The organism is Nocardiopsis exhalans (assembly GCF_024134545.1).
In the GTDB taxonomy this organism is placed as follows: Bacteria; Actinomycetota; Actinomycetes; order Streptosporangiales; family Streptosporangiaceae; genus Nocardiopsis; species Nocardiopsis exhalans.
Genome location: NZ_CP099837.1, coordinates 3,091,926 through 3,116,105, shown reverse-complemented (window position 1 = coordinate 3,116,105; position 24,180 = coordinate 3,091,926). Strand labels below are relative to the sequence as shown.

Genomic DNA, 24,180 nt, shown 5'->3' with positions numbered 1-24,180 from the left:
CCCACCTCGCGATGACGCCGTTGCCTCCGGCTCGCGGTTGGCACCATCTCCTCCCGCAAGGGACTTTCACCCTCAAGCAACTGCCCATGCCGGGCGTACCACGAAAGCGGGGCCCGCTGACGACCGCGGGCCCCGCTTCGGTGAGAGTGCTACGGACTGCTAAAGGTACTGGCCGGTGTTGGCGACGGTGTCGATGGACCGACCGGAGTCGGCGCCCTTCTTGCCGGTCACCAGGGTCCGGATGTAGACGATGCGCTCGCCCTTCTTGCCCGAGATCCGGGCCCAGTCGTCCGGGTTGGTGGTGTTGGGCAGGTCCTCGTTCTCGCTGAACTCGTCGACGCAGGCCTGAAGCAGGTGGGACACCCGCAGACCCTTGGACTGCTGGTCGATGAAGTCCTTGATCGCCATCTTCTTGGCCCGCGAGACGATGTTCTCGATCATCGCGCCGGAGTTGAAGTCCTTGAAGTACAGGACCTCCTTGTCACCGTTGGCGTAGGTGACCTCCAGGAAGCGGTTCTCCTCGCCCTCGGTGTACATCCGTTCCACGACCCGCTGGATCATGGCGTCCACCGTGGCCCGGGCCGACCCCTCGTGCTCCGCCACGTCATCCTCGTGCAGCGGCAGGTCCTCGGTGATGTACTTGCCGAAGATGTCTCGGGCGCCCTCGGCGTCGGGCCGCTCGACCTTGATCTTGACGTCCAGGCGGCCGGGCCGCAGGATCGCCGGGTCGATCATGTCCTCGCGGTTGGAGGCACCGATGACGATGACGTTCTCCAACCCCTCCACACCGTCGATCTCGCTGAGCATCTGCGGAACGATGGTGTTCTCCACGTCGGAGGACACGCCCGAGCCACGGACCCGGAAGATCGAGTCCATCTCGTCGAAGAACACGATGACGGGGGTACCCTCGGAGGCTTTCTCCCGGGCACGCTGGAAGACCAGGCGGATGTGCCGCTCGGTCTCGCCCACGTACTTGTTGAGCAGCTCCGGGCCCTTGATGTTGAGAAAGAAGCTCTTGCCCACGTCCGTGCCGGTGCGCTCGGCGACCCGCTTGGCCAGCGAGTTGGCGACCGCCTTGGCGATGAGCGTCTTACCGCAGCCGGGCGGACCGTAGAGCAGCACACCCTTGGGCGGGGTGAGCTTGTGCTCCCGGAACAGGTCCTTGTGGAGGAAGGGCAGTTCGACCGCGTCGCGGATCATCTCGATCTGCCCCGACAGGCCACCGATGTCGGTGTAGGAGATGTCGGGGACCTCTTCGAGGACGAGTTCCTCGACCTCGGACTTGGGGATCCTCTCGTACACGTATCCGGAACGGGGCTCCAACAGCAGGGAGTCCCCCGGCCGGATCGGCTCGTCCCGCAACGGCTCGGCCAACCGGACGATCTTCTCGTCGTCGTGGTGCGAGATCACCAGCGCCCGCTCACCGTCCTCAAGGAGCTCCTTGAGCAGGACGACTTCGCCGACGGTCTCGAACGACTCCACCTCGACGACGTTGAACGCCTCGTTGAGCATGACCTCCTGGCCCGGGCGCAGGTCGTCCATGTCCACGGAGGGACTGACGTTGACCCGCATCTTGCGGCCGTTGGTGAAGATCTCGACGGTCTCGTCGTCGCGGGACCCAAGGTAGACACCGAAGCCCGACGGCGGCTGCGCGAGCCGGTCGACCTCCTCCTTGAGTGCCACGATCTGCTCGCGCGCCTCCTTCAGTGTGGAGACGAGCCGTTCGTTCTGCCCGTTCGTGGCGGCGAGGTTGGCCTGGGCCTCCCGCAACCGCTCTTCCAGCAGGCGTACATGTCGGGGCGAGTCGGCGAGCTTACGCCGAACCACGCTGAGTTCCTTTTCCATGTAGGAGACCTGGGCCGTGAGTTCAGCGACTTCACGGTCCCGGTCGCTTTGACGCTCGTCTTCGCGCTCGGCCACGTCCGCCACCTCCCTTTGAGAAGGACGACTACTGGGGGTCCTACCTATCGCACACTATTCCTAACCACTCAGACTTTGGAAGTCTCGCGGGGATCAGCCACTCGACCAACAAAGACACAGGTCACAGCGGCAGCGGATGACCCGACGTAATGAGAAAGTAACCTCTGCGGCAGGGCTCAGGCAAGTGCCGCCCTGGTGTTTCGGCGTTCACCGCCAGCCACAACCGGCCGCGCCCCAACGGCTCCGGGTGTCTCCCGCGTCCCGCGAAGGCACTCCGGGCACAAAAGCAAAAGGGGCCCCTTTCTGGACACGTTGTCCGAAAAGGGGCCCCTCACTGTCACACGCCGGGTGTGTCGACCGGCAGGGGTGTCGGCTACTCGCCGCCCTCGGGCGACTCGGTCTCGGGCGCTTTGACGGCCTCGGCCTCGGCGGGGCTCTCCGTCGCGGTGACCGCGGCGGGCTTGGCCGCCCTGGCCCCGGCGTCGGCGGCCGCCTTGGCGGCCTCGTAGTCCTTGCCGTAGGCGCCCTTGGCCGGACGGCGACGGCGCTCGGGCGCCGCCACACCGTCGGCCAGACGGCGCGCGACCACCAGGAAGCCGGTATGTCCGATCATGCGGTGGTCGGGGCGGACCGCCAGACCTTCCACGTGCCAGGTGCGCAGCATGGTCTCCCAGGAGCGCGGCTCGTAGAAGCGGTCGTCACCGCGCAGCTCCTCCACCACACGGGAGAGCTGGGTGGTGGTGGCGACGTAGCAGCACACCAGGCCGCCGGGGATCAGCGCCTCGGCGACCGCGTCCAGGCACTCCCAGGGCGCGAGCATGTCCAGGAAGACCCGGTCCACGTCGGTCTCGTCGAGCTCCTCGACCAGGTCGCCCACGGTGAGCTTCCACGCCGGGTGCGGACCTCCGTAGAAGTTCTCCACGTTCTTGCGCGCGATCTTCGCGAAGTCCTCGCGGCGCTCGTAGGAGTGGACCATGCCCTGTTCGCCGACCGCTCGCAGCAGCCAGTTGGACATCGCGCCCGACCCGGCCCCGGCCTCGACCACCCGGGCGCCCGGGAAGATGTCGGCCTCGACCATGACCTGGGCGGCGTCCTTGGGGTAGACGATGGTCGCACCACGCTTCATGGAGAGCGTGTAGTCGATGAGCAGGGGGCGCAGCGCCACGTAGGCCGTGCCGGTGTTGGATGTCGCCACACTGCCGTCGGGCTCGCCGATGAGGTCGTCGTGATCGACCTTGCCCTTGTGTGAGTGGAAGCTTCCACCCTCACGCAGTGTGATGGTGTGCATGCGACCCTTCGGGTCGGTCAACTGCACGGTGTCGCCGTCGGTGAAGGGGCCGCGGCGGCCATGGATACCGGTCAACGTCGCTCTCGTCTTCCCACGTCGCGTTTGGTCGGGGCAGTCGCCCAGCGTATCGGCCCCCGGACACCAGGACGAACCACCGCCGTGGTCGGGCACGGAGCCGAAGGCGTGCGAAAAGCCGTCCCCTTGGGCAGTATCAGGCGTGGGGGTTTCCACACCCCCATCCAACCCACGAGGACTCCGGGAGAGACGACCCATGTCACAGCAGACCACGGGCCTGGGAATCGACATCGGCGGCAGCGGGATCAAGGGCGCCCCGGTCGATCTGGTCTCCGGCGAGTTCCTCCGGGACCGCCTGAAGATCCTCACCCCTGACCGCTCGGACCCGGTCGCGGTGGCCGGCATCGTCGCCGAGATCGCCGAGCACTTCCCCGAGACCGCCGGGGCTCCGCTCGGTATCACCTTCCCCGGCGTGGTCCAGGGCGGGGTGGTGCGCACCTCCGCCAACCTCGACAAGGGCTGGGTGGGCACCGACGCCCACGCCCTGTTCGGCGAGGCCCTCGGCCGACCGGTGCGGGTGCTCAACGACGCCGACTCCGCCGCGCTGGCCGAGGCCCGCTACGGGGCGGCCAAGGGTGTGGACGGCACGGTCCTGCTCACCACCCTGGGCACCGGGATCGGCACCGCCCTGGTCGTGGACGGGCGACTGGTGCCCAACACCGAGTTCGGCCACCTGGAGATCGACGGACACGACGCCGAGTCACGCGCCTCCTCCGGTGCCAAGGAACGGGAGGGGCTCTCCTACCCCGAATGGGCGAAGGAGCGGCTCCAGCGCTACTACCGGACCATCGAGGACCTGGTCTGGCCGGACCTGATCGTGGTGGGCGGCGGGGTGAGCCGCAAGGCGGACAAGTTCCTGCCCCACCTGGACATCCGCACCCCGATCGTGCCCGCCGAGCTGCGCAACACCGCGGGCATCGTCGGCGCGGCCCTGTACGCCGCGCAGGCCCGATCCGCCACGGAGACCCCCTCAGCTACGGGGGCCCAGTCCGTCGCGGAGGTCTAGGGGTCCTCCGCGACGGACCCTCGGTGAGGGGCACGGGGATGAGGAGCGCCCGCCTCACATGGCGGAGCCGGGTGCCCCTCAGGGAGCGGCCGGGGACGGTCCGCTTCGGGTGTCGAACGGGTCCGGGACCCGCACAGAGGGAGACTGGGCCGCGGGTTCGCCCCCGGACCCCGTTCCGACACCCGGGACTGTGCGCGTGCACAGCCCGTCCTGTGGTTCGGGCGCCGTCGGCACCCGGACGCTTCTGTCAGCCACCCTTGGCCGGCCGCCCTCCGCCGAGGCGGACAGGGCGCCCACGATCCTCCGGGCCGCGTCGGAGGTCCGGGTGACCGGTGAGAGCGGGACCCCGGACAGCGCCGAGGGGACGCCCTCCTGGAGGGGCCAGCGCATCCACCACCACAGGTCGCCCCGGTGAGGGCGCAGCAGGGCGCTCTGCGGCCTGGCGGCCGGTCCGGCGTCGACCACGCCGGACACCCCGTCCTCACGGGCCTCGACCCCGCGGGCCCGCAGCTCCACCGCCATGCCCCGAAGGGCCAGGACGGCCAGGTCGACCGGGTGCAGAGGTTCGGCGCAGGCGTGCGCACCGGACTCGGCGGGGGCCTGCGCACCGAATTCGATGCGGCTGGGCCCGCCGAACACGCCCGGCGAGGCGGCACCGTGATCCGGGTGCCCGTCGCCGGCCAGACTCGGGTTCCCCGCCGGTGGTGTCTCAACGGTCATGTGGCCTCCCTCTGCGCTTCCCGGGCCCGGCACACGCTCGGCCAGGGCCTGCCGACCCCTTCACTGTGCCGCACTCGGAGACGGCCCGTGTACGGCTATGCGGATCACGCATCACACCTTCTTTTTCACACATAGCCACCAAGAGCGCCTGGAATCCCTAACCTAAGCTGCATGCCCCAAGCAGACGGTGATCTTCCCGACAACCTGTGGACCAGACCGCGCATGGCCGCCGCCCTGGCCACCTGTGACATGCCGACGGTCATCGAAGGCGTGCGCACGGCGCACGGCTGGTCCCAGAGCGAGCTGGCCCAGGCGCTGGCCTACTCGCAGAGCTGGGTGTCCCGTGTCGTCAACGGCCAGCAGACCCTCACCGTCAGCCAGGTCCAGGACCTCGCCCAACGACTGCGCGTCCCGCTCCACCTGCTCCGATTCGGCGGTGCTGGGTCCGGAACGGCCGCGGCACCGAGGGCGGCTTCCACCAGGAAGGGGGTGAAGACCACGAGACGCCGCGACTTCGGCAAGGCGGTCGCCGCCGGCACCTTCATGGCCACAGCATCACGCCAGGCCGGAGAGGTCAGCGCCTACCACGGGGTCGACGAGACCACCGCCCCCGCGCTGCGCTCCATCACCGGCGGGCAGCGCCGTATGGACGCCAACTCCCCCGCCCGCCACCTGCTGCCCAGCGCGGTGGCGCACGTGCAGCTGGCCGAGCAGATGCTCGGTAACGCGCGCGGGACACCCTTCCACACCGAACTCAGCGCCTCGGCCAGCGAGGCCTCCGGCTTCGCCGCCTGGCTCAACGCCGACCTCGGCGACATGGGGTCGGCCCGCATGCACTACCGGACCGCGGTCGTACGCGCCCGACAGGCCGGGATGCGCCTGCTGGACGTCTACATGCTCGGCTCCCTGGCCGCCTTCGAGATCGACATCGCCGAGGACCCCGAGCTGGGACTGGGCCTGGTGAAGGAGGCCGAGCACGTCCTGGGCCCCTCGGCCCACCCCACCGCCCGCGCCTGGCTGGCCTGTATCGGGGCGCTGGCCCACGCGGGAATCGGCGACCGCGTGGCCGCGGCCCGGGCCATCCGGCACGCCGAACGCGAGATCGTCCGCCCGGACAACGCCGAACCGCCCTGGCCGTGGGTGTTCGCCTTCGACGAGGCCAAGGTCGCCGGGTACCGCGCGCTGGTGGGGGTCCGGCTGCGCAGCCCGCACGAGGCCCGCGCCGCCTTCGCCGAGGCCGTGGCCCCCTCGCCCCGCAACGTCAAGCAGTCAGCCCTGCTCAAGGTGGAGCTGGCCTCGACCCACGCCGAGGCCGGGGACATCGACGAGGCCTTCCGGCTCGCACAGGAGGCGCTCACCACCGGGGTGCGCTTCGACTCCGAGCGCGTGGTGAGCCGGGTGCGCTCCTTCCGAAAGCGCTACCGGGGCCCCCGGGCACACTGCGTCGAGGACCTCGACAACAGACTTTCGTCACTTGTTACCGGTATCCCGGTGAGTGGGTAGAAAGCCGACGAAGCGAGCAGCAGGGAGGTCGTGTGATTCGGATCGGAATCACCGGACACCGCAATCTGGACCCAGAAGTGAGCGGCGCCGTCGCCGGTCTGGTCAAGGCCCGACTGGAGCCGTACGGATGCGAGATGGTCGGGTTGTCCTGCCTGGCGGACGGCGCCGACGCCGTCTTCGCCGAGGCGGTGGTGGCCGCCGGCGCTCCGCTGGAGGCGATCATCCCGGCGGTCGGGTACCGGCAGGCCCTTCCCGCCGAGCACCACCCGGTGTACGACCACCTCCTGGAGCAGGCGGTGCTGGTCCACGAATTACCCCACCGCGAGTCCGCCCCCCGCGCCCACATGGCCGCGGGGCGACTGCTCGTCGAGCAGTGCGACCACCTGGTGGCGGTCTGGGACGGTGAGCCCGCACGCGGTCCCGGCGGCACCGCCGACGTGGTCGCCTACGCCCGCGCGCTGGACCGCCCCGTCACCGTCCTGTGGCCCGAGGGGGCCACGCGCTGAGGCCGGGCCCGGATCCGGCCACGGCCCGGGCTCCGGCTCGCCCCCGGGCCCGGCTCAGTCGCGCCCCTCCGCGCCGGCCGCGCCCCCCGTGCCCTCCACCGTGCGGCCGGCCATCGCCGCGTTGACGTCCACGGCCCGCAGCACGCCCAGGAGGTCCCCGTCGGCCTCCACCACCAGGTACTCCGGCAGCGGGGACCTGGTGAGCTCTTGCAGGAGCTCCTCGCCCTCCAGGTCCGCGGCGACCGTCGAGTTCTCGGTCAGCGCCCGGGACACGTCCGAGACCGGGACCCAGGCGCGGCGCGCGTCGGTGATCGCCTCCGCTGCGGCGGGGTGCAGTACCGAGATCGGCGTGCCCGCGCTGTCGGTGACCACCACCGCCGCCGCACCCGCTTCTTCGGCGCGGCGGTCGGCCTGGGCCAGCGGCAGATCGGCCGGGACGGTCACGGCCGCCCGGACCAGGGCGCGCGCCCGCAGCCCCGGTACCCGGGCCCGGACGCGGGCGTTGCGCAGCGCCTCGCTCGCGCTCATCCACATGAACCCGGCCAGTACGACCCCCCACACGACCGCCCACGGCCCCGGGGTGTTCCCGGCACTCCAGGCGAACAGGAACGGCAGGGCCACCACGCCCAGGGCCAGGACCCGGCCGCCCCAGGCCGCGACCACACTGCCGGTGTGTCTGCGGCCGGTCAGCTTCCACACCCCGGCGCTCAGCAGGCGGCCGCCGTCCAACGGCAGCCCCGGCAGCAGGTTGAACACGCCCACGAGCAGGTTGGCGACCCACAGTTGGAAGAGCAGCTCACCGGTGACGCTGAAGGGGTCGGCGAAGGCGGTCAGCACGAACGCGGCCGCTGCCAACACCAGGGACAGCAGCGGACCGGAGAAGGCGATCCAGAACTCACGGCCCGGGGTGGGCGCCTCCCGGTCGATCTCGGAGACCCCGCCCAGCACGTAGAGGACGATGCGGCGCACCGGCAGTCCGTACCAGCGGGCCACCACCGAGTGCGCCAGTTCGTGCACGAGCACGGAGGCGTAGAGCAGGATCGCGAAGACGAAGGCCAGCAGGTAGGCGGAGGGTCCCAGCGCGAGCCTGGACTGGACGATGCCCCCGTAGACCAGCGTGATCAGGACGGCGACGATCCACCACGAGGAGGTGACGTAGACCGGCACCCCGAACGGGCGGCCCAGGAGTAACCCCGGCCGCTTCTTCTTCGCGCGGTCGTCGGTCGGGGGTCCGGTGCGGTCGCTGCCTCTGCTCACGGCACCCAGACTAGGTCCCTCACCTGGATGGTCTCCTCCAGGGTCGATGCCTCCCACCGGCTCGGGCATAGGCTCGGAGTATGACCACCGCGCCGCTGCCGACCGCTCTCTCTCCTTCCCGGGCCTCCGACTTCCTCCAGTGCCCGCTGCTCTTCCGGTTCCGCACCATCGACCGCCTGCCCGAAGCGCCCAGCGCCGCCGCGCTGCGCGGCACCCTCGTGCACGCCTGTCTGGAGCGGCTCTACGAGCTGCCCGCCGACACCCGCACGCCCCGCACCGCGCTGAGCCTGGTCGACCCGCAGTGGGAGAAGATCCGCACCAAGAAGCCCGAGGTCGCCGAGCAGCTCTTCCCCGGCGAGGAGGGTCTGGCCGACTGGCTGGAGTCGGCCCGAACCCTGGTCAAGCGCTACTTCGACCTGGAAAACCCCGAGCTCCTGGAGCCCCGCGAGCGCGAGATGCGCCTGGAGGTCGCCCTGCCCACCGGTCTGCGGCTGCGCGGCTACGTGGACCGGCTGGACGTGGCGCCGGGCGGGCAGATCCGGGTGGTCGACTACAAGACCGGGAAGTCACCGCACCCCAGGTTCGAGGACAAGGCCAAGTTCCAGATCTTCTTCTACGCGGTGATGATCTGGCGCGACCTGGGCGTGGTACCCGCCCGGCTCCAGCTCATCTACCTGGGCGACGGGTCGGTGCGCTGGTACGACCCCACCGAGGAGGAGCTCGCCGCCGCCGAGGCCGAGATCGGCGACATCTGGGCGCAGATCGAGGCGGCCGGGCGCGCCGGGAAGTGGGAGCCCAAGCGCAGCAAGCTGTGCGGCTGGTGCGAGCACCAGGCGCTGTGCCCGGAGTTCGGCGGCACCCCGCCGCCGCTGCCCGCCACGCGCCCCCCGATGCCATGAGCAGGCGCGGCGGGCGCGTGTGACCAGCGCCCCGCCGGGGTCGGGCGCGTCAGCCGCGCGAAGGACTCCGGGAGTGCGGGAGAATCGGCCCGTGCCCGCCTCAGCCCCCGTCTCCGTCCTGCTCGTCGACGACCAACCCCTCGTCCGCGCGGGGTTCCGCATGATCCTGGAGTCCGCGCCGGACGTGTCGGTGGTGGGCGAGGCCTCCGACGGCCGCGAGGCCGTGCGCGCGGCCCGCAGCCTGCTGCCCGACGTCGTCCTCATGGACATCCGGATGGCCGGTATGGACGGGATCGAGGCCACCCGCGCGATCGTCGAGTGGGCCCGCCCGCTCGGCCACCGGGTGCGGGTCCTGGCCCTGACCACCTTCGACCTGGACGCGTACGTGGTCGGGGCGCTGCGCGCGGGCGCATCGGGCTTCCTCCTCAAGGACACCCCGCCCGCCGAACTCCTCTCCGCGGTGCAGGTGGTCGCCGAGGGCTCCTCCGTGGTCTCCCCCGCCGTCCTGAACCGTCTGCTGGACCGGTTCGCGACCCTGCTGCCGCTGCCCGACGCCGCACCCGAGCCGCCCGAGGACACCCTCACCGCGCGCGAACACCAGGTGCTGCGGCTGGTCGCCCGGGGCTGGTCCAACGGGGAGATCGCCGCGCACCTGGTGCTGGGCGAGACCACCGTCAAGTCCCACGTGGGCAGCATCCTCACCAAACTGGACCTGCGCGACCGCGTCCAGGCGGTCGTGCACGCCTACGAGACCGGTCTGGTCCGCCCAGGAGAGGCCGACGGAACGGGCGAGGGAAGAACCGACGGCAGGCAGCACGGTGAGGTTTCGGGGCCCTCGGCCTGAGAGCCCCGCACAGCACCCGGGACCGGCGCGTCGCCGCCCTCCGCCAACCCCGCGCCTTGGCAGGATGATCCGGTGACCGAACTCACCGGTGCCACCGCGCCCGGGGGGCGAACCCCGCCGGGGGGCGCGGCGTCCCCCTTGGGGCTGCCGAGGCAGTGCGCCGACCATCATGGGTGCGGGCGACGGGGAGGAAACGGAGTAGAGCGATGCCAAGCAAGCGGGAGCGTTCGGGGCCGCCGAGCGAGGAGTTCATGCTCAGTCGGATGCGCGACTGGCGGGCCGAGCACGAACGCGAGCTGATCCCGGACGAGCTGGAGGACGACGAGGACGTCAAGCTCCCGGACGCGCGGGCGATCAACCTGGTCCTGCGCGTGGGCGAGCTGATGCTGGCCAGCGGTGAGGGCACCGAGGCCGTCAGCGAGGCCATGCTGAGCCTGTCCGTCGCCTTTGACCTGCCCCGCTCGGAGGTGTCGGTCACCTTCACCACCATCTCCCTGTCCACCCACCCTGGCGGTGACAGCCCGCCGATCACCGGTGAGCGGGTGGTGCGCCGCCGCACCCTGGACTACTTCCGCGTCAACGAGCTGCACACCCTGGTCCAGCAGGCGGCACTGGGGCTGCTGGAGCTGGAGGACGCCAACGCCCGCCTGGAGCAGATCCGCCGGGCGCGCATGCCCTACCCGAACTGGATGATCGCGGTGGGCTTCGGCCTGATCGCCTCCAGCGCCAGTCTGATGGTGGGCGGCGGTCCGATCGTGGCCACCGTGGCCTTCCTCGCCACGGTGCTGGGCGACCGCACCTCGGTGTTCCTGGCCAACCGCGGGGTCGCGGAGTTCTACCAGATGGCGGCGGCCGCGGTGGTGGCCGCCTCGATCGGGGTGGGCCTGCTGTGGGTGAGCACCGAGATGAACCTGGGCCTGCAGGCGGGCGCGATCATCACCGGCAACATCATGGCGCTGCTTCCGGGCCGCCCGCTGGTGTCCAGCATCCAGGACGGCATCAGCGGCAGCTACGTCTCGGCGGCCGCCCGGCTGCTGGAGACCTTCTTCATCCTGGGCGCGATCGTGACCGGTGTGGTCACCGTGGCCTACACCGCCACGCGTCTGGGCGTGGACCTGGACCTGGAGAACCTGCCCTCGGCCGGAACCGCGATGGACGTTCCGGTGCTGATCGGCGCGGCCGGGATCGCCATGGCCTTCGCCATCTCACTGGCGGTGCCGCCGCGCATGCTGCCCACGATCGGCGCCCTGGGCGTGATGATCTGGGTGATCTACGCGGGGCTGCGTCTGATCCTGGAGGTCCCACCGGTGGTGGGCACGGTCGTGGGCGCGGTGGCCGTGGGCGTGGTCGGGCACTGGCTGGCCCGGCGGGCCCGGCGGCCGGTACTGCCCTACCTGATCCCCTCCATCGCACCGCTGCTGCCCGGCAGCATCCTGTACCGGGGGCTGATCGAGATCACCCAGGGAACGGCGGTCTCGGGGCTGCTCAGCATCGCTGAGGCGGTCATGGTGGCGCTGGCGCTGGGCGCGGGGGTCAACCTCGGCGGCGAGCTCATTCGAGCCTTCCAGCGCGGTGGCCTGGCCGGGGCGGGGATGCGCAGCCGTCCGGCGGCCCGGCGTACCCGCGGCGGCTACTGATCCGTTGCTGATCCGCCCCTTACTGATCCTTTCGCGACGGCCGCGGCGGCGTCGTTCCTGTCCGGACCCGGACAGGAACGGCGCCGATCGGGTAGAACCCGAATGCGGTGGTGTGAGTCCTACCTGTTGAGAGCGCACAACCACACAGCAGCGAACATTGTCGGCCTGAACCGTCAACACCATGTGATGTCAGCCACTATTGTTGGCGTCAGCTCAACGAGGAGCATTCGACGAAAGGCTCTGTCATGTGCAGCCATTCACCCTCCTGCCCGTCCTTCGAGGACACCGACCGCGAGGCCGCGCGGGTCCTTTCCAGCCATCCTGAACAGGGGTGGAGCCTGCTCTGCAACGGCGTCGTCCTTTTCGACGACACCGGCGAGCTTCTCCCCGACGGGGCTGTTGTCGCCCCGCACCGTCCCCGGGTCGCAGCTTGAGCAGCGTGAACGGTGCTGCCTGACCCGCCTCAGCGGCCGTCGGGCCAGTTCTCGGGCAGCACGTCCTCACCCATCGCGGCGCTGAGCCGACGCCGGAAGTCGGCGTGCACGGCGCCGCCCCACACCAGTTCGCTCGGGGTGCGCAGCGCCTCCTCCATGGCGGCGCGCAGCGCCGCCGGGCGGGCCTCGCCCTCCACCACCGGGACCGCCAGCAGGGCGTGCATCTGGGTGACGACCGCGAACAGCTCCCCCGCGAGTGCGGGCGCGCTGGAGGTGGCCACGGCCTCCTCCAGGTAGACGTCCCACCAGGGCTCGGGGGGCTCCTCCCCGCCCTCCTCCGAGAGCTGGGCGAAGGAGCGCCGCAGCCGTTCGCGCACCGCCTCGGCGGTGTCCCGGTCGCGGCTGTCCAGACCCGCCCGCCAGACCTGTTCGGCCGAGCCCGGTTCGCCGCGCAGCGCCAGCAGCCCGGCGAGCAGCTCCACCGCCGCGCCCGAGGTGCGCGGCTCCGGGCGCGGGCCCTGCGCTTCTTCGCCGGCGGGCTGGTCGGCGACGGCGCCCACGTCCGCGATGGCGCGCTCCAGGTGGGTGGCGGCGCGCAGCAGCCGCAGACCGGGGTCGTCCCCCACGCTCAGTCCGCGTTCGACCGCCACGGCGGCGGCGTCGGGCCGCCCCCGCTCCAGCAGACGGCCGGCGAGGTCGCGGGCGGCCTCCACGACCGTGGTGGCGTGCAGGCGGCTGATCGCCTGGTCGGCGGGTGGCAGCTCGAGCACGGCCTCCCAGTGCCCCTCGGCCTCCTCCACCTCACCGCGCAGCTCCGCCTCGCGGGCCAGCCCGTAGCGGGCCACCGCGGTGTAGGCGGAACCGCCCAGATCCAGCAGCCGGTGCCAGACCCGCGCGGCCTCGCCGTGCGCGCCCTCCTGTTCCAGGGAGAGCGCCAGGTGGTAGGCGGCGCGCGGGGCGTAGCGGGCGTCTCCGGTGGCCAGGGCGCGGCGCGCGGCTTCCCGGGCGGCGGCCAGGTCCCCGCGCTGGTCCTGCACCACGGCCAGCCCGAGCAGCGCCCGGGCCTGCACCGCGGGCCGGGGGTTGGCCGCGACCGCCTGCTGGTAGAGCTTGGCGGCCCGATTGAGGTGGCCGTTCTCGGCCAGGTCCTGGGCCTGGGCGCACAGGTCGTCCGCCTCCCCGGCGGCGGGCACCGCGGTGTCCTCCGCGTCGTCGGGGTCGGTGGCCTGAGGCGTGGGGTCGGCGGGGCCAGAGCGCGCGGAGGGTCCGGACGTCGTGGTCATCGCTGAGTCGGGCGTGGCAGCCCGGTCCTTCAGGGCCGGGAGGAAACGCCCTGCTCCTTTCGGATGGTGTAGGCATAGCCGTCAGATCGCTGAAGCAACCGGACATGCCGGTGGCCGATGCCCTGAACGGTGCCTTTCGTGGTGGTGACGTTGAATTTTCCGGTCGCGCGTACCGCGACCCGGCCGGTGTGCGTCCCCTTTGTCTTGCCTTTGGGGACGACAGCGCGGACCAGGTCCCCAGTGGCGTAGGAGAAGAACCGCTTGGTACGGGGTAGCCGCAGCCGGGGAAACCCGTACTTGTCGGGGCGGGTACGGGCATAGGAACCCCGCCCCGCACACCCGGCCACCAGGACTGTGTCCACGGTTTGGGTGATGGCCTCGACCTTGCCCACGGCCAGCGCGTCCAGGGTGTGGGACTTGGGAAGCTGGTTGCGGGTGCGATTGAACTTGGTACGCCCGCCCGAACCCACATGGGTGGGCGAGCGCTGGTCTAGAGCCCGCCACAGCGCCCACCGGGTGGAGTTCACCGCAGCGGCGTCCCGCAGCGGTGCCTTGGCCCGGGCGAGGATTCGCTTCAGGGTGCGTTGATTGGTGACGAACTCTTCGACAAGCTCGTTGCCCTTGGCCTGATTACAGGGGATACAGGCCAGAACCAGGTTGGAGACCCGGTCCGAGCCGCCCCGCGAGCGCGGGCGGACGTGGTCGATATTGAGCGGCAGGTTCGTAGCCCCGCAGTAGACACAGGCGCGGTCGAACTTGGCCAGTAGGTACTCGCGTGCCTCGAACCCGTGCAGGGTGCCGTGCTGGTACTCGACCCCTTCCAAGGGTTTGCCTGCGGACAGGGCGTGGGTGTCGAAGGCGACCCGCTCCACATGCACGGCTCGCACGGGCGCCCACCGGCTGAGCCTGTCCACCCACGCGATGGTGGTGTCCACCCGGTGTTGCAGGGAGGGGGGCAACCACCCCTTAGGGCGGGTGCGGTTGTCGAACTGGGGTGATCGGTAGCGCAGGTTAGTGCTCCGCCGACGCCTTCGGTATCCGGCGCGCTGGTCCATCTTCTTCTTGATCTGGGCACCGCGGTGGTCGAGCTGGAGGCTGAAGCGGCCGCGTCGTTCTCCGGCTCGGTTGGTGAACACGGCGATGCCGGTGTGCTTGGATCCCGGGTCGATACCGACCTCAACGCCGTCGACCTCAGACTCGGCGACGGTGCGGTCTTTGATCCGGATGGCGAACGGAGTAAGACGGTGTACAACGGCCCGGCCTTTGGCCAGGAGCTTGCGGGCCCTGGCAGATGTGCAGGGTTGTAGTGGGGTGCCGTGTTTGTCGAGGACGAACACGGACGGATGGACGGTGTGCACCTCACGGTGCTGCTCCCCAACCCCGTCAGGGTTGGGGGTGACGCCACCGGCACCAGGTGAGGCACCGGTGGTCTCCCCTCGACCATGTCCCACACCGGGTACCACCGTTCGAGGGTGGTGTCCGTGCCCCGTTTCGTTCCCGATCCGGGGAATGTCTGCTGACACGGATTCCAGAGCCAGGACAAGAACCGCGCCGAAGGCGTCCGTTGAGGGTGGTGGCGGGCGACGGGTGGGCTGAGGAAGCACGGCCTGGTAGGTCTGTAGTCCTGTGTGAAACGTAGCCATCAAGGTCACCTCCTTAAAGGTGATGGCTGGGTCTGGTAAAGGCGACCCTCAACCACGGAGGTTGAAAGCCCGGTCCTTCAGGACCGAGATCCCTTTACTCGTTCCGCTTCCATGGGGGTGTCGGGTCCGGGCGGTGGGGAGCGCGGACCGTGCGGCGTGGCCGCGGCCGGTGGGGATCCGCGGCGGTGCAACTCTAACGCGCCCTCCCCCGGCCGTCGGGGGCCCGCAGCGCGGATGTCGGTTTCCGTGATTCCTTGACCCCGTAGATTCCCCGTGCTCTTGCTACCAGAAGCACTGTGCCACTGGAACCCAAGGCGCCGAGGTTGCTTCTGGTAGCAAGATCCATCCTCAGGCACATTGGCTTTACGATGTAGATCCTTGATGGATCGTAAGAGGGGGCGCCGCCCTCGCGGGTCGGCGCCCCTTGTCTGTGCCCTGCCTACGACCTGCCCAGAGCTCGTGCCTCTACAGCTCGAAGGCCTCGGGCGGCGGGCAGGAGCAGACCAGGTTGCGGTCGCCGTAGGCCTGGTCGATCCGGCCGACCGGCGGCCAGTACTTGTCCTGGCGCAGCGACGGCAGCGGGTAGGCCGCCTCCGAACGCGTGTAGCCGTGCTTCCAGTCGTCGGCGGTGACCGCCTCGGCGGTGTGCGGGGCGCCGCGCAGCGGGTTGTCCTCCGCGTCCCACTCGCCCTCGGTCACGCGGTCGATCTCGCCGCGGATGGCGATCATCGCCTCGATGAACCTCTCCAGCTCGGCGAGGTTCTCGCTCTCGGTCGGCTCGACCATCAGCGTGCCGTTGACCGGGAAGGACATGGTCGGCGCGTGGAAGCCGTAGTCCATCAGCCGCTTGGCGATGTCCTCGTTGCTGATCCCGCTGGTCTTCTGCAGCGGACGGATGTCGATGATGCACTCGTGCGCGACCAGGCCGCCCGCACCGGTGTAGAGCACCGGGTAGTACGGCTCCAGGCGCTTGGCCACGTAGTTGGCCGAGAGCACCGCGGTCTCGGTGGCCGAGCGCAGGCCGTCGCCGCCCATCATCCGCACGTACGCCCAGGAGATCGGCAGGATCCCCGCGGAGCCGAACGGCGCGGCCGAGACCGGGCCGACCCCGGTGTGCGGGCCCGCCTCGGGCTGGCCCGGGTGGTTGGGCAGGAAGCCCGCCAGGTGCGAACGGACCGCGACCGGGCCCACGCCGGGACCGCCGCCGCCGTGCGGGATGCAGAAGGTCTTGTGCAGGTTCAGGTGGCTGACGTCCGCACCGAACTCGCCCGGCTTGGCCCAGCCGACCAGGGCGTTCAGGTTGGCGCCGTCGACGTAGACCTGGCCGCCCGCCTCGTGGACCAGGCGGCAGACCTCGGTGATGGTGTCCTCGTACACGCCCGCGGTGGAGGGGTAGGTGACCATGATGGCCGCCAGGTCCTCGCGGTGCTTGTCGGTCTTGGCGCGCAGGTCGGCGAGGTCGACGTTGCCGTCCTCGTCGCAGGCCACCACGGCCACCCGCATGCCCGCCATGACCGCGCTGGCGGCGTTGGTGCCGTGCGCGGAGCTGGGGATGAGGCAGATGTCGCGATGGGCCTCACCGCGCGAGCGGTGGTAGCCGCGGATCGCCAGCAGACCGGCGAGCTCGCCCTGCGAACCGGCGTTGGGCTGCAGGGAGACCGCGTCGTAGCCGGTGACCTCGGCCAGCCACTTCTCCAGGTCGCGGATGAGCGAGACGCTGCCGGCCGCCTGGTCGAGCGGGGCCAGCGGGTGCAGACCCGCGAACTCCTGCCAGGTGACGGCCTCCATCTCGGCGGTGGCGTTGAGCTTCATGGTGCACGAGCCCAGCGGGATCATCGTGCGGTCCAGCGCGAGGTCGCGGTCGGACAGGCGGCGCATGTAGCGCAGCAGCGAGGTCTCGCTGCGGTGGGTGTTGAACACCGGGTGGGTGAGGTAGTCGACGCCCCGGGCCAGGTCCGCGGGGAGGCGGTCGGCGCCCTCGTCCACGGCGACCGGGCCGCGCTCGGCACTGCGGTCGGCCTCGCCGAAGGCCGCCAGGACCTTGTCGAGGTCGGCGACGGTGATGGTCTCGTCCACGCTCAGGCCGACCGTGGTCTGGTCGACGTCGAGCAGGTTGATCCCGGCCTCCAGGGCCCGCTCGACCACGCGGTCGGCGTTGGGCACGCGCACGCGCAGGGTGTCGAAGTACGCGCCGTGGAGCACCTCGAAGCCGCGCTGGGTGAGCGTGTCGGCCAGCGCGACGGTGCGGATGTGCACCTGGCGGGCGATCGCGCGCAGGCCGTCGGGACCGTGGTAGACGCCGTACATCCCGGCCATGACGGCGAGCAGCACCTGGGCGGTACAGATGTTGCTGGTGGCCTTCTCGCGGCGGATGTGCTGCTCGCGGGTCTGCAGGGCCAGGCGGTAGGCGGGCTTGCCCGCGTTGTCCACCGAGACGCCGACCAGGCGGCCGGGCAGCTGGCGGCGCAGCTTCTCGCCCACGGACATGTAACCGGCGTGCGGTCCGCCGAAACCGAGCGGGACACCGAAGCGCTGGGTGGAGCCCACCGCGATGTCGGCGCCCAGCTCACCGGGGCTGCGCAGCAGGGTCAGGGCGAGGATGTCGGCGGCGACCACGGCCAGGGCGCCGCGCTCGTGCGCCTGGGCGATGAGGGCGCTGGGGTCGCGCACCACGCCGCTGGAGGCGGGGTACTGGACCAGGACGCCGTAGAAGTCGCCCTCGGGCAGGCCCTGGGTGAGGTCGGCGACGACCACCTCGATGCCCAGGGGTTCGGCGCGGGTGCGCAGGACCTGGAGGGTCTGCGGGAAGACGTCGGAGTCGACCACGAACACGTCGCTCTTGACCTTGGTGGCCCGGCGGGCCAGGGTCATGGCCTCGGCGGCGGCGGTGGCCTCGTCCAGCAGGGAGGCACCGGTGATGGGCAGACCGGTGAGGTCGGAGACCATGGTCTGGAAGTTGATGAGGGCCTCGAGGCGGCCCTGGGAGATCTCCGGCTGGTAGGGCGTGTAGGCCGTGTACCAGGCCGGGTTCTCCATGATGTTGCGCAGGATGACCGGGGGCGTGAGCGTGCCGTAGTAGCCGCGGCCGATCATCGGGGTGTTGAGCTTGTTGCGCGAGGCGAGGTCGCGCAGCTCGGCCAGGGCCTCGGCCTCACCGATCGCCTCGGGCAGGTTGAGCGCGGCGCTCTGCCCGGGGGCGCTGAGGATGGACTCGGGTACCGCAGCGGTCATGAGCTCGGCGGTGGAGCCGTAGCCGACCGTCTTGAGCATCTCCGCGGTCTCGGCGGGTGTGGGGCCGATGTGGCGGTCGGCGAACACCCTGGCGGGCGCGCCCGAGGTGGGGACGTTCGACGGGTCAGGCACGGAGACCTCCTGGTGACAGGGCCGATCGGGTCGGCGGTGTTCCTCACGGTCTCCCCCTCTGTCACCGGGCACAGCGGTGCCCAGGCTTCAGAGCGGCCTACTCCGCGCGGTCCATGGTGCCTGAGAGGTTACTGGGGAGTATTGCCCCGTCGGCGCCCCGTTGCCGAGGTCTCTCCCGCGCGGTATCAGCAGCCTGCTGACGCTCTGTATATGTACACAAGCAGGGCGAATGTCGGTTTTCATCCCCGTTGCGACTACGACCGTACTCGATCGACCCCCGAACCACCGAGCCAGGGCACACCTTTTCGGCGGATCCTACGGGCGTCGTGGCTGGCCAAGGCCCCTACGGGTGACCGCCCTCACAGGCAGAGGAGCCCGAACAGGTCCGACCGGGCTCGCGGGCCGAACCTCCCCCGGGGATCTGACCGGACTCAGCCGGTGCGCCGCTCCCTGCGACGCCGGGCCAGCTCGTCCATGGGCTGGGGGGCCGCCGCCGGAAGGTCGGTCCGCTCCTCGGCGGGCACCACCCCCAGGGCCTCTTCCAGCTCACGGGAGACGTTGGCCAGGGCCAGGCCGAACATGCCCTGCCCGCGCTGCATGAGGTCGACGACCTCGTCGGGAGAGGTGCACTCGTAGACGCTGACGCCGTCACTCATCAGGGTGATGCGGGAGAGCTCGGCGGCGGGGCGCCCGCGCAGGTGGTCCACCGCGGTCCGGATCTGCTGGAGCGAGATCCCGGTGTCCAGGAGTCTCTTGGCCACCTTGAGCATCAGGATGTCCGGGAGGCTGTACAGAGGGGCGTTGTGGGCTCCAGTGCGCACGCTCGGCTCCACCAGGCCGGTCCTGGCCCAGTAGTCGAGCTGTCGATAGGTGATCCCCGCGGCCGTACACGCCGCTGGGCCCCGATACCCGACGTCCGTAGGCAGCGCCATCACGTCCTCTTCGCACAGTAGGCCCTGCTGCCCCGCTAGCCGCAGCGCGGACCGCCTGTCATGGGGATCCCGCTTGCCGCTCGCTACCGCCACGCCGACCTCCGGCTCCTCGGCCCACGGCGGCATCGACAGGGGAAAGTCCACTCAGGGAAAGGGCGCGCCGTGGGGTTCACAGCACTGACCGTAGGACGGCCGCAAGGCAGCGTCAACGAAGCCGCTCGGCGCGTCGCCAAGTGCGTGCGGCGACGCCGCCGCGGCACCGGAGCCGACGGCGAGCGAACACACCCGGCGCTTTTCGGCTGTGCACTCCACGACCATTCCCTTCGCCTAATCTACCACTCACACAACTGACAAAGCCGCAGGTCACGGTCGTGTTCTTCGAGGCACGCCCCGAATCCACCCGGATCACTCATTTTGGGCAACAATTCCTTATCCCACAGGACACAAGCTCCTCACGTGACACAAGGCGGGGCCCGCAGTGCGCGGGCCCCGTCGTGTCACGTGCTGCGTCGGCCGAAGTCCTCGGGTGAGATGTTGTCCAGGAACTCCCGGAACGCCTCGACCTGGTCCTCCTGCTCGTCCGGGATCGGCATCCCGGCCTCCTCGATCACGTCCTCGTGGGCGTAGATCGGGGCCCCCGTCCGTAACGCCAGGGCGATCGAGTCCGAAGGGCGCGCGCTGACCTCCACCCCGTTGCTGAAGACCAGCTCGGCGTAGAAGATGCCGTCGCTCAGGCCGGTGATGTTCACCGTCTCGAGCCCCGTGTCCAGTGCGTCCAGGACGTCACGGAACAGGTCGTGCGTGAGCGGGCGCGCGGGCGCCACGCCCTGCTGGGCGAGCGCGATCGCGGTGGCCTCCACCCCGCCGATCCAGATCGGCAGGTAGCGGTCACCCTCGGATTCCTTGAGCAGGACAATCGGCTGGTTCGAGGGCATCTCAACCCGGACGCCGACGACCTCCATGTGCTTCACAGCGGCTCCGTCCCACGAGTCGTCATGCCGGATGGGCGCTCGTCCCTGCTCCCCCGTTGGATCAGGACCCGAGGGCGAAATCGGCACCCTTCGTTACAAAGCTCTCCGGAGGCGGGGGGCCGCAAACCTCTTCGGCCCTCCCGCCCCCGTCGACCGTGGTCAGCGCACCGTCATCGGCGCGGTTTGGTCAACAGGACCATCCGGAACTTGCCGATCTGGATCTCGTCCCCGCCACCCAGCTCGGCCTCGTCCACCGGTTCCCGGTTGACGTAGGTTCCGTTGAGGCTGCCGACGTCGCGGACGCCGAAACCGTTGCCGCGGCGGAAGAACTCCACGTGGCGGCGGGACACGGTGACGTCGTCGAGGAAGATGTCGCTGTTGGGATGGCGGCCCGCGGTGGTCACGTCGCTGTCCAACAGGAAACGGCTCCCGGCGTTGGGGCCCCGTCGAACCACCAGCAAAGCGGTTCCGGGGGGAAGGGCGTCGGCGCTGGCGGGGTCGTCGCCGCCGAGCTCGTCACCCGGTTCCTCCTCCTCGAGGGCCTGTATACCGGAGATGGAGATGGTGGAAGTGACATCTCCCCCGGCGTCGCCACCAGCGCTGGGCTGGGGGCTTTGGGGTTCGGCCCTGCGGACGGGGGTCCCACAGTGGGAGCAGAAACGGGCATCATCCGCAACGGCGTGACCGCACTGCGTGCAGTAAACGCTCGACATAGGTCGGCTCGGCCTCCTACCGCACGGGGCGGTGCTTGATTCGGCTGATCGGTGGCGCGTCCCGGTCGATCGGCGGGCACCGGGCCCACCCGTCTTCCGGAACACGGCGGGACGGTCCACTGTCGCGGCAGCGGTACGGCCCACACGGTCGGTCGCTAGGTCTCATCCCCCATGTTGTACAACTTGTCACCCCCCGTTGGGTGTCCGCCGTTGCCGGGATTCCCGGGTCGGGTGGTGACACGGTGCTTCAGGGAACACTCGACTTTAAACCATATCCCTGTCCAGACAGGGTTTTGCTCCCCCTCGGCCCGCCGCGAACACCCTGGGGGCGCCCGCGCTGCGGGTTTGGGCCGCGTCGGCACCTGGGGCACCGCCTCGGCATCGGACAGGCCTCGTGGGAGACCAACACCTGTTCTGGAGCAGATGCCCGGCCCGGGCGTTTGGTTCTCCGGATTCCCGGATGGATTTTCGCGAACTTCCAAACCCCGCCCTGACCTGGGCTTTTATCCACTTTACTGCTGATGTTTCCGGGATGGGAGGCCCATCCGGAAACATCCCCGTGCGCATCAGGCGGGTGCGGACGGCCCCGCCGCCCGCACCCGCCTGACACTCCGTTAACCCTCGGCCCGTTCCACCACGGCCGCCCACTCGTCGAGCAGGCGCTGCGCGCTGTCTGAATCAGGACCTTCGGCCCAAAGATGGGTGACCGCTTCGGCCGTGTCCGGCAGGACCAGGGCCCAGCTACCGTCCGGCTCGATCACCCGGACCCCGTCCGTGGTGTCCAGTTCGCGTTCGCCCGCGGCCTCCACGACCGCGCGCATGACGCTCCCCTTGACCGCCCACGGGGTGGGCACCGAACGGCGCAGCAGGTGTGCCTGAGGGATCGCACGATCGATCTGGCCGAGCGAGCGCCGGGTCCGCGCCACCAGTCCCAGCAGCCGCACGAAGGCGGCGATGCCGTCACTGGTGGGGCTGAACTCGGGGAGGACGAACCCGCCCCGACCGTCACCGGCGAAGATGATCTCCTCGCCCTCGGAGCGGACCGCCTTGGTCAGCTCGTCGGTGGCGGTGGCGGTCCAGAGCACCTCGACCCCGTGGGAGCGGGCCACCGTCTCCGCCACCCGGGTCGTGGTGACCGGAAGCGCCACCCGCCCGCCGCGGCGTTCGGCGGCGACCAGGTCCAGCACCACCAGGAGCGCGCGGTCGCCGTCCACCAGCTCGCCGTTCTCGTCCACGATGGCCAACCGTTCGGCCACCGGGTCGAAGCGCACCCCGAAGTCGGCCCCGGAGTTGGCCACCAGCTCGCCCAGCCGCTCCAGGTCCCGCATCTTCTTGGCCACGGTGTCGGTGGGCGAGGCCTCGTCCAGCCGGTTGTTGACCGTGAGCACGTCCACGCCGATCCGCCCCAGCAGCGAGGGCAGGATCAGCGAGCCCGTACCGCCCGCGCAGTCCACCACGACCTTCAGCTCGGCCTCGGCCACCCCGGAGGTGTCCACGGCCCTCAGGAGCTCGTGGGAGTAGTTCTCCACGTTGCGGGAGGGGAAGGTCAGCTCACCGATCTCGCCGGGGAAGGCGCGCCGGTACTCGGCCCGGGAGAAGACCCGGTCGAGTTTGCGCTGCGCCCCCGGGGAGAGGTCGGCGCCCTGACCGTCCAGGAACAGGATGTCCACGGACTCGGGGTCACCGGGGCTGGTGCGCACCATGATGCCGCCGCTCATCCCGCTCTGCGAGGTGTGGAAGCGCGCCACCGGCAGCGGCACGACCTCCAGGTCCCGGACGTCCATGGCCGCGGCCGTGAGCGCGCTGATGATCGCCCGCTTGAGGGTGCGCGCCGCCCGCGAGACGTCACGGGAGGTCGTGACCATCGCACCCTTCTTGAGCGTGGTGGCGTAGGCGTTGGCCAGCCGGACCGCGAGCTCTGGCGTGATCTCGACGTTGATCAGCCCGGACACGCCCCGGGGGCCGAACAGCGAACGCTGCCCGCGCGACTCCCAGACGACGTTGGTGTTGACCACCGCCCCGGCCTCGATGGTCTTGAACGGGTAGACCTTCACGTCGTTGTTGACGTAGGCCTCGGACTCGATGACGCAGTCCTCGCCGACGACCGCGCCCTCCTCGATCCGGGCGGCCGCCATGACGTCCGTGTTCTTGCCGATCACGCAGCCGCGCAGGTTGGCGCTGCGGCCGATGAACACGTTGTCGTGCAGCACCGTGCGGTGGGCGAAGGCCTCCGCGCGCACCACGGCGTTGCTGCCGACCACCGTGTACTCGCGCAGCTCCGCCCCGGCCTCGATCTTGGCGTAGTCGCCGATGTAGAGGGGGCCCTTGAGGACGGCGCTGGTGTCGACCTCGGCACCTTCGCCGACCCACACCCCCGGGGACACCTCGAAGCCGTCGATCTCCACGTCGACCTTGCCCGAGAGCACGTCGGCCTGGGCGCTGAGATAGCTCTCGTGGGTGCCCACGTCCTCCCAGTAGCCGTCGGCGACGTACCCGTAGAGGGGCTCGCCCTCCTCCAGCAGTTCGGGGAAGACGTCGCCGGACCAGTCGACCACCTCGCCCGCGGCCACGCGGTCGAGGACCTCCGGCTCCATGATGTAGATGCCGGTGTTGACGGTGTCGGAGAAGACCTGGCCCCAGGTGGGCTTCTCCAGGAAGCGCTGGATGCGCCCCTGCTCGTCCACGATGATGATGCCGAACTCCAGCGGGTTGGGTACCCGCTTGAGGGCGATGGTGACCTTGGCGCCGCGCTCCTTGTGGAAGCGGACCATGTCGGTGAGGTCGATGTCGGTGAGCGCGTCGCCGGAGATGACGATGAACGGCTCCCCGCGCAGGTGCTCCTCGGCGTTCTTGACGCTGCCCGCGGTACCGAGCGGAACCTCCTCGGCGACGTAGTGGAGCTTCATACCGAGCTCCTCGCCGTCACCGAAGTAGTTGCGGATGAGCGTGGCCAGGAACTGCACGGTGACCACGGTCTCGGTGAACCCGTGCTTGCGCAGCAGGAGCAGCACGTGCTCCATGATGGGCTTGTTGACCACCGGCAGGAGCGGTTTGGGCTGGTTGGCGGTCATGGGGCGCAGGCGCGTGCCCTCGCCGCCCGCCATCACCACGGCCTTCATCGGAGGGGTTGGCGTTTCGTCAGGCGCAGCGCTGGACGCGGAATCGGTCGTACTCATCGTAGGGACC

General features: G+C 70.3%; 18 protein-coding genes and 1 riboswitch. Of the genes, 7 read left to right on the top strand and 11 right to left on the bottom strand.

Going from position 1 to position 24,180, the window contains the following annotated elements; genetic code table 11:
• Positions 1 to 159: 159 nt before the first annotated feature.
• On the bottom strand, positions 160 to 1,929 hold the full coding sequence (gene arc, locus NE857_RS13790; RefSeq protein ID WP_254421352.1) for a proteasome ATPase: 1,770 nt from the start codon (positions 1,927 to 1,929) through the stop codon (positions 160 to 162).
• 364 nt (positions 1,930 to 2,293) lie between these two features.
• The gene (locus NE857_RS13785; RefSeq protein WP_254421351.1) at positions 2,294 to 3,283 is read right to left on the bottom strand and encodes a tRNA (adenine-N1)-methyltransferase; all 990 of its coding nucleotides are present in this window, start codon (positions 3,281 to 3,283) and stop codon (positions 2,294 to 2,296) included.
• 196 nt (positions 3,284 to 3,479) lie between these two features.
• Here NE857_RS13785 and ppgK point away from each other — a divergent pair, with 196 nt between their 5' ends.
• Positions 3,480 to 4,289 (top strand): polyphosphate--glucose phosphotransferase, encoded by an 810-nt coding sequence (gene ppgK, locus NE857_RS13780; protein ID WP_254421350.1) that lies wholly within the window; start codon positions 3,480 to 3,482, stop codon positions 4,287 to 4,289.
• Between the two features lie 78 nt (positions 4,290 to 4,367).
• On the opposite strand, the gene NE857_RS34680 is transcribed toward ppgK, so the two are convergent.
• A complete protein-coding gene (locus NE857_RS34680) occupies positions 4,368 to 5,009 on the bottom strand; it encodes a hypothetical protein (protein ID WP_425572233.1) in 642 nt (213 codons plus the stop codon).
• 222 nt (positions 5,010 to 5,231) lie between these two features.
• Between NE857_RS34680 and NE857_RS13770 the strand changes: the two genes are divergently transcribed.
• Together NE857_RS13770 and NE857_RS13765 are read left to right on the top strand one after the other, a co-directional pair.
• A complete protein-coding gene (locus NE857_RS13770) occupies positions 5,232 to 6,512 on the top strand; it encodes a helix-turn-helix domain-containing protein (protein ID WP_254421978.1) in 1,281 nt (426 codons plus the stop codon).
• 32 nt (positions 6,513 to 6,544) lie between these two features.
• Positions 6,545 to 7,018, top strand: coding sequence for a hypothetical protein (locus NE857_RS13765; protein WP_254421349.1), 474 nt, complete (start codon positions 6,545 to 6,547; stop codon positions 7,016 to 7,018).
• Positions 7,019 to 7,072: 54 nt separating this feature from the next.
• Here NE857_RS13765 and NE857_RS13760 read toward each other — a convergent pair whose 3' ends face one another.
• Positions 7,073 to 8,275: a site-2 protease family protein gene (locus NE857_RS13760; protein ID WP_254421348.1), complete on the bottom strand. Its 1,203-nt coding sequence runs from the start codon at positions 8,273 to 8,275 to the stop codon at positions 7,073 to 7,075.
• 80 nt (positions 8,276 to 8,355) lie between these two features.
• On the opposite strand from NE857_RS13760, the gene NE857_RS13755 reads away from it, so the two are divergent.
• The 4 genes from NE857_RS13755 (at position 8,356) to NE857_RS13740 (ending at position 12,089) form a co-directional block, all read left to right on the top strand.
• Positions 8,356 to 9,174: a RecB family exonuclease gene (locus tag NE857_RS13755; protein ID WP_254421347.1), complete on the top strand. Its 819-nt coding sequence runs from the start codon at positions 8,356 to 8,358 to the stop codon at positions 9,172 to 9,174.
• Between the two features lie 91 nt (positions 9,175 to 9,265).
• Positions 9,266 to 10,018: a response regulator gene (locus tag NE857_RS13750; RefSeq protein WP_301184332.1), complete on the top strand. Its 753-nt coding sequence runs from the start codon at positions 9,266 to 9,268 to the stop codon at positions 10,016 to 10,018.
• A 206-nt stretch (positions 10,019 to 10,224) separates the two neighbouring features.
• Positions 10,225 to 11,655: a threonine/serine exporter family protein gene (locus tag NE857_RS13745; RefSeq protein ID WP_254421346.1), complete on the top strand. Its 1,431-nt coding sequence runs from the start codon at positions 10,225 to 10,227 to the stop codon at positions 11,653 to 11,655.
• 245 nt (positions 11,656 to 11,900) lie between these two features.
• On the top strand, positions 11,901 to 12,089 hold the full coding sequence (locus NE857_RS13740) for a DUF5999 family protein (protein WP_254421345.1): 189 nt from the start codon (positions 11,901 to 11,903) through the stop codon (positions 12,087 to 12,089).
• Positions 12,090 to 12,118: 29 nt separating this feature from the next.
• Here the strand turns inward: NE857_RS13740 and NE857_RS13735 are convergent, their stop codons facing one another.
• The 7 genes from NE857_RS13735 to NE857_RS13705 all read right to left on the bottom strand — a co-directional run bounded on the left by NE857_RS13735 (position 12,119) and on the right by NE857_RS13705 (position 24,113).
• A complete protein-coding gene (locus NE857_RS13735) occupies positions 12,119 to 13,372 on the bottom strand; it encodes a tetratricopeptide repeat protein (RefSeq protein WP_254421344.1) in 1,254 nt (417 codons plus the stop codon).
• Between the two features lie 29 nt (positions 13,373 to 13,401).
• Complete coding sequence (gene iscB, locus NE857_RS13730) at positions 13,402 to 14,730, bottom strand: RNA-guided endonuclease IscB (RefSeq protein WP_254421343.1); 1,329 nt, start codon at positions 14,728 to 14,730, stop codon at positions 13,402 to 13,404.
• 750 nt (positions 14,731 to 15,480) lie between these two features.
• A complete protein-coding gene (gcvP, locus tag NE857_RS13725) occupies positions 15,481 to 18,378 on the bottom strand; it encodes an aminomethyl-transferring glycine dehydrogenase (RefSeq protein WP_254421342.1) in 2,898 nt (965 codons plus the stop codon).
• Positions 18,379 to 18,475: 97 nt separating this feature from the next.
• Positions 18,476 to 18,566, bottom strand: a riboswitch (glycine riboswitch).
• 243 nt (positions 18,567 to 18,809) lie between these two features.
• Positions 18,810 to 19,310 carry a MerR family transcriptional regulator gene (locus NE857_RS13720; protein WP_254421341.1) on the bottom strand — a complete coding sequence of 167 codons (501 nt, stop codon included), beginning with the start codon at positions 19,308 to 19,310 and terminating at the stop codon, positions 18,810 to 18,812.
• 497 nt (positions 19,311 to 19,807) lie between these two features.
• Positions 19,808 to 20,281 carry a bifunctional nuclease family protein gene (locus tag NE857_RS13715; RefSeq protein WP_254421340.1) on the bottom strand — a complete coding sequence of 158 codons (474 nt, stop codon included), beginning with the start codon at positions 20,279 to 20,281 and terminating at the stop codon, positions 19,808 to 19,810.
• A 170-nt stretch (positions 20,282 to 20,451) separates the two neighbouring features.
• Positions 20,452 to 20,994 carry an FHA domain-containing protein gene (locus NE857_RS13710; protein ID WP_184362085.1) on the bottom strand — a complete coding sequence of 181 codons (543 nt, stop codon included), beginning with the start codon at positions 20,992 to 20,994 and terminating at the stop codon, positions 20,452 to 20,454.
• 614 nt (positions 20,995 to 21,608) lie between these two features.
• Positions 21,609 to 24,113: a mannose-1-phosphate guanyltransferase gene (locus NE857_RS13705; RefSeq protein ID WP_254421976.1), complete on the bottom strand. Its 2,505-nt coding sequence runs from the start codon at positions 24,111 to 24,113 to the stop codon at positions 21,609 to 21,611.
• Between the last annotated feature and the right edge of the window lie 67 nt (positions 24,114 to 24,180).

Coding starts and splice junctions, on each gene's coding strand:
- NE857_RS13770 (WP_254421978.1), top strand. CDS start 5,232: ATGGCCGCCGCCCTGGCCACCTGTGACATGCCGACGGTCATCGAAGGC.
- NE857_RS13755 (WP_254421347.1), top strand. CDS start 8,356: ATGACCACCGCGCCGCTGCCGACCGCTCTCTCTCCTTCCCGGGCCTCC.
- NE857_RS13745 (WP_254421346.1), top strand. CDS start 10,225: ATGCCAAGCAAGCGGGAGCGTTCGGGGCCGCCGAGCGAGGAGTTCATG.
- NE857_RS13740 (WP_254421345.1), top strand. CDS start 11,901: ATGTGCAGCCATTCACCCTCCTGCCCGTCCTTCGAGGACACCGACCGC.
- NE857_RS13705 (WP_254421976.1), bottom strand. CDS start 24,113: ATGAAGGCCGTGGTGATGGCGGGCGGCGAGGGCACGCGCCTGCGCCCC.
- NE857_RS13735 (WP_254421344.1), bottom strand. CDS start 13,372: ATGACCACGACGTCCGGACCCTCCGCGCGCTCTGGCCCCGCCGACCCC.
- NE857_RS34680 (WP_425572233.1), bottom strand. CDS start 5,009: ATGACCGTTGAGACACCACCGGCGGGGAACCCGAGTCTGGCCGGCGAC.
- ppgK (WP_254421350.1), top strand. CDS start 3,480: ATGTCACAGCAGACCACGGGCCTGGGAATCGACATCGGCGGCAGCGGG.
- NE857_RS13720 (WP_254421341.1), bottom strand. CDS start 19,310: ATGGCGCTGCCTACGGACGTCGGGTATCGGGGCCCAGCGGCGTGTACG.
- NE857_RS13710 (WP_184362085.1), bottom strand. CDS start 20,994: ATGTCGAGCGTTTACTGCACGCAGTGCGGTCACGCCGTTGCGGATGAT.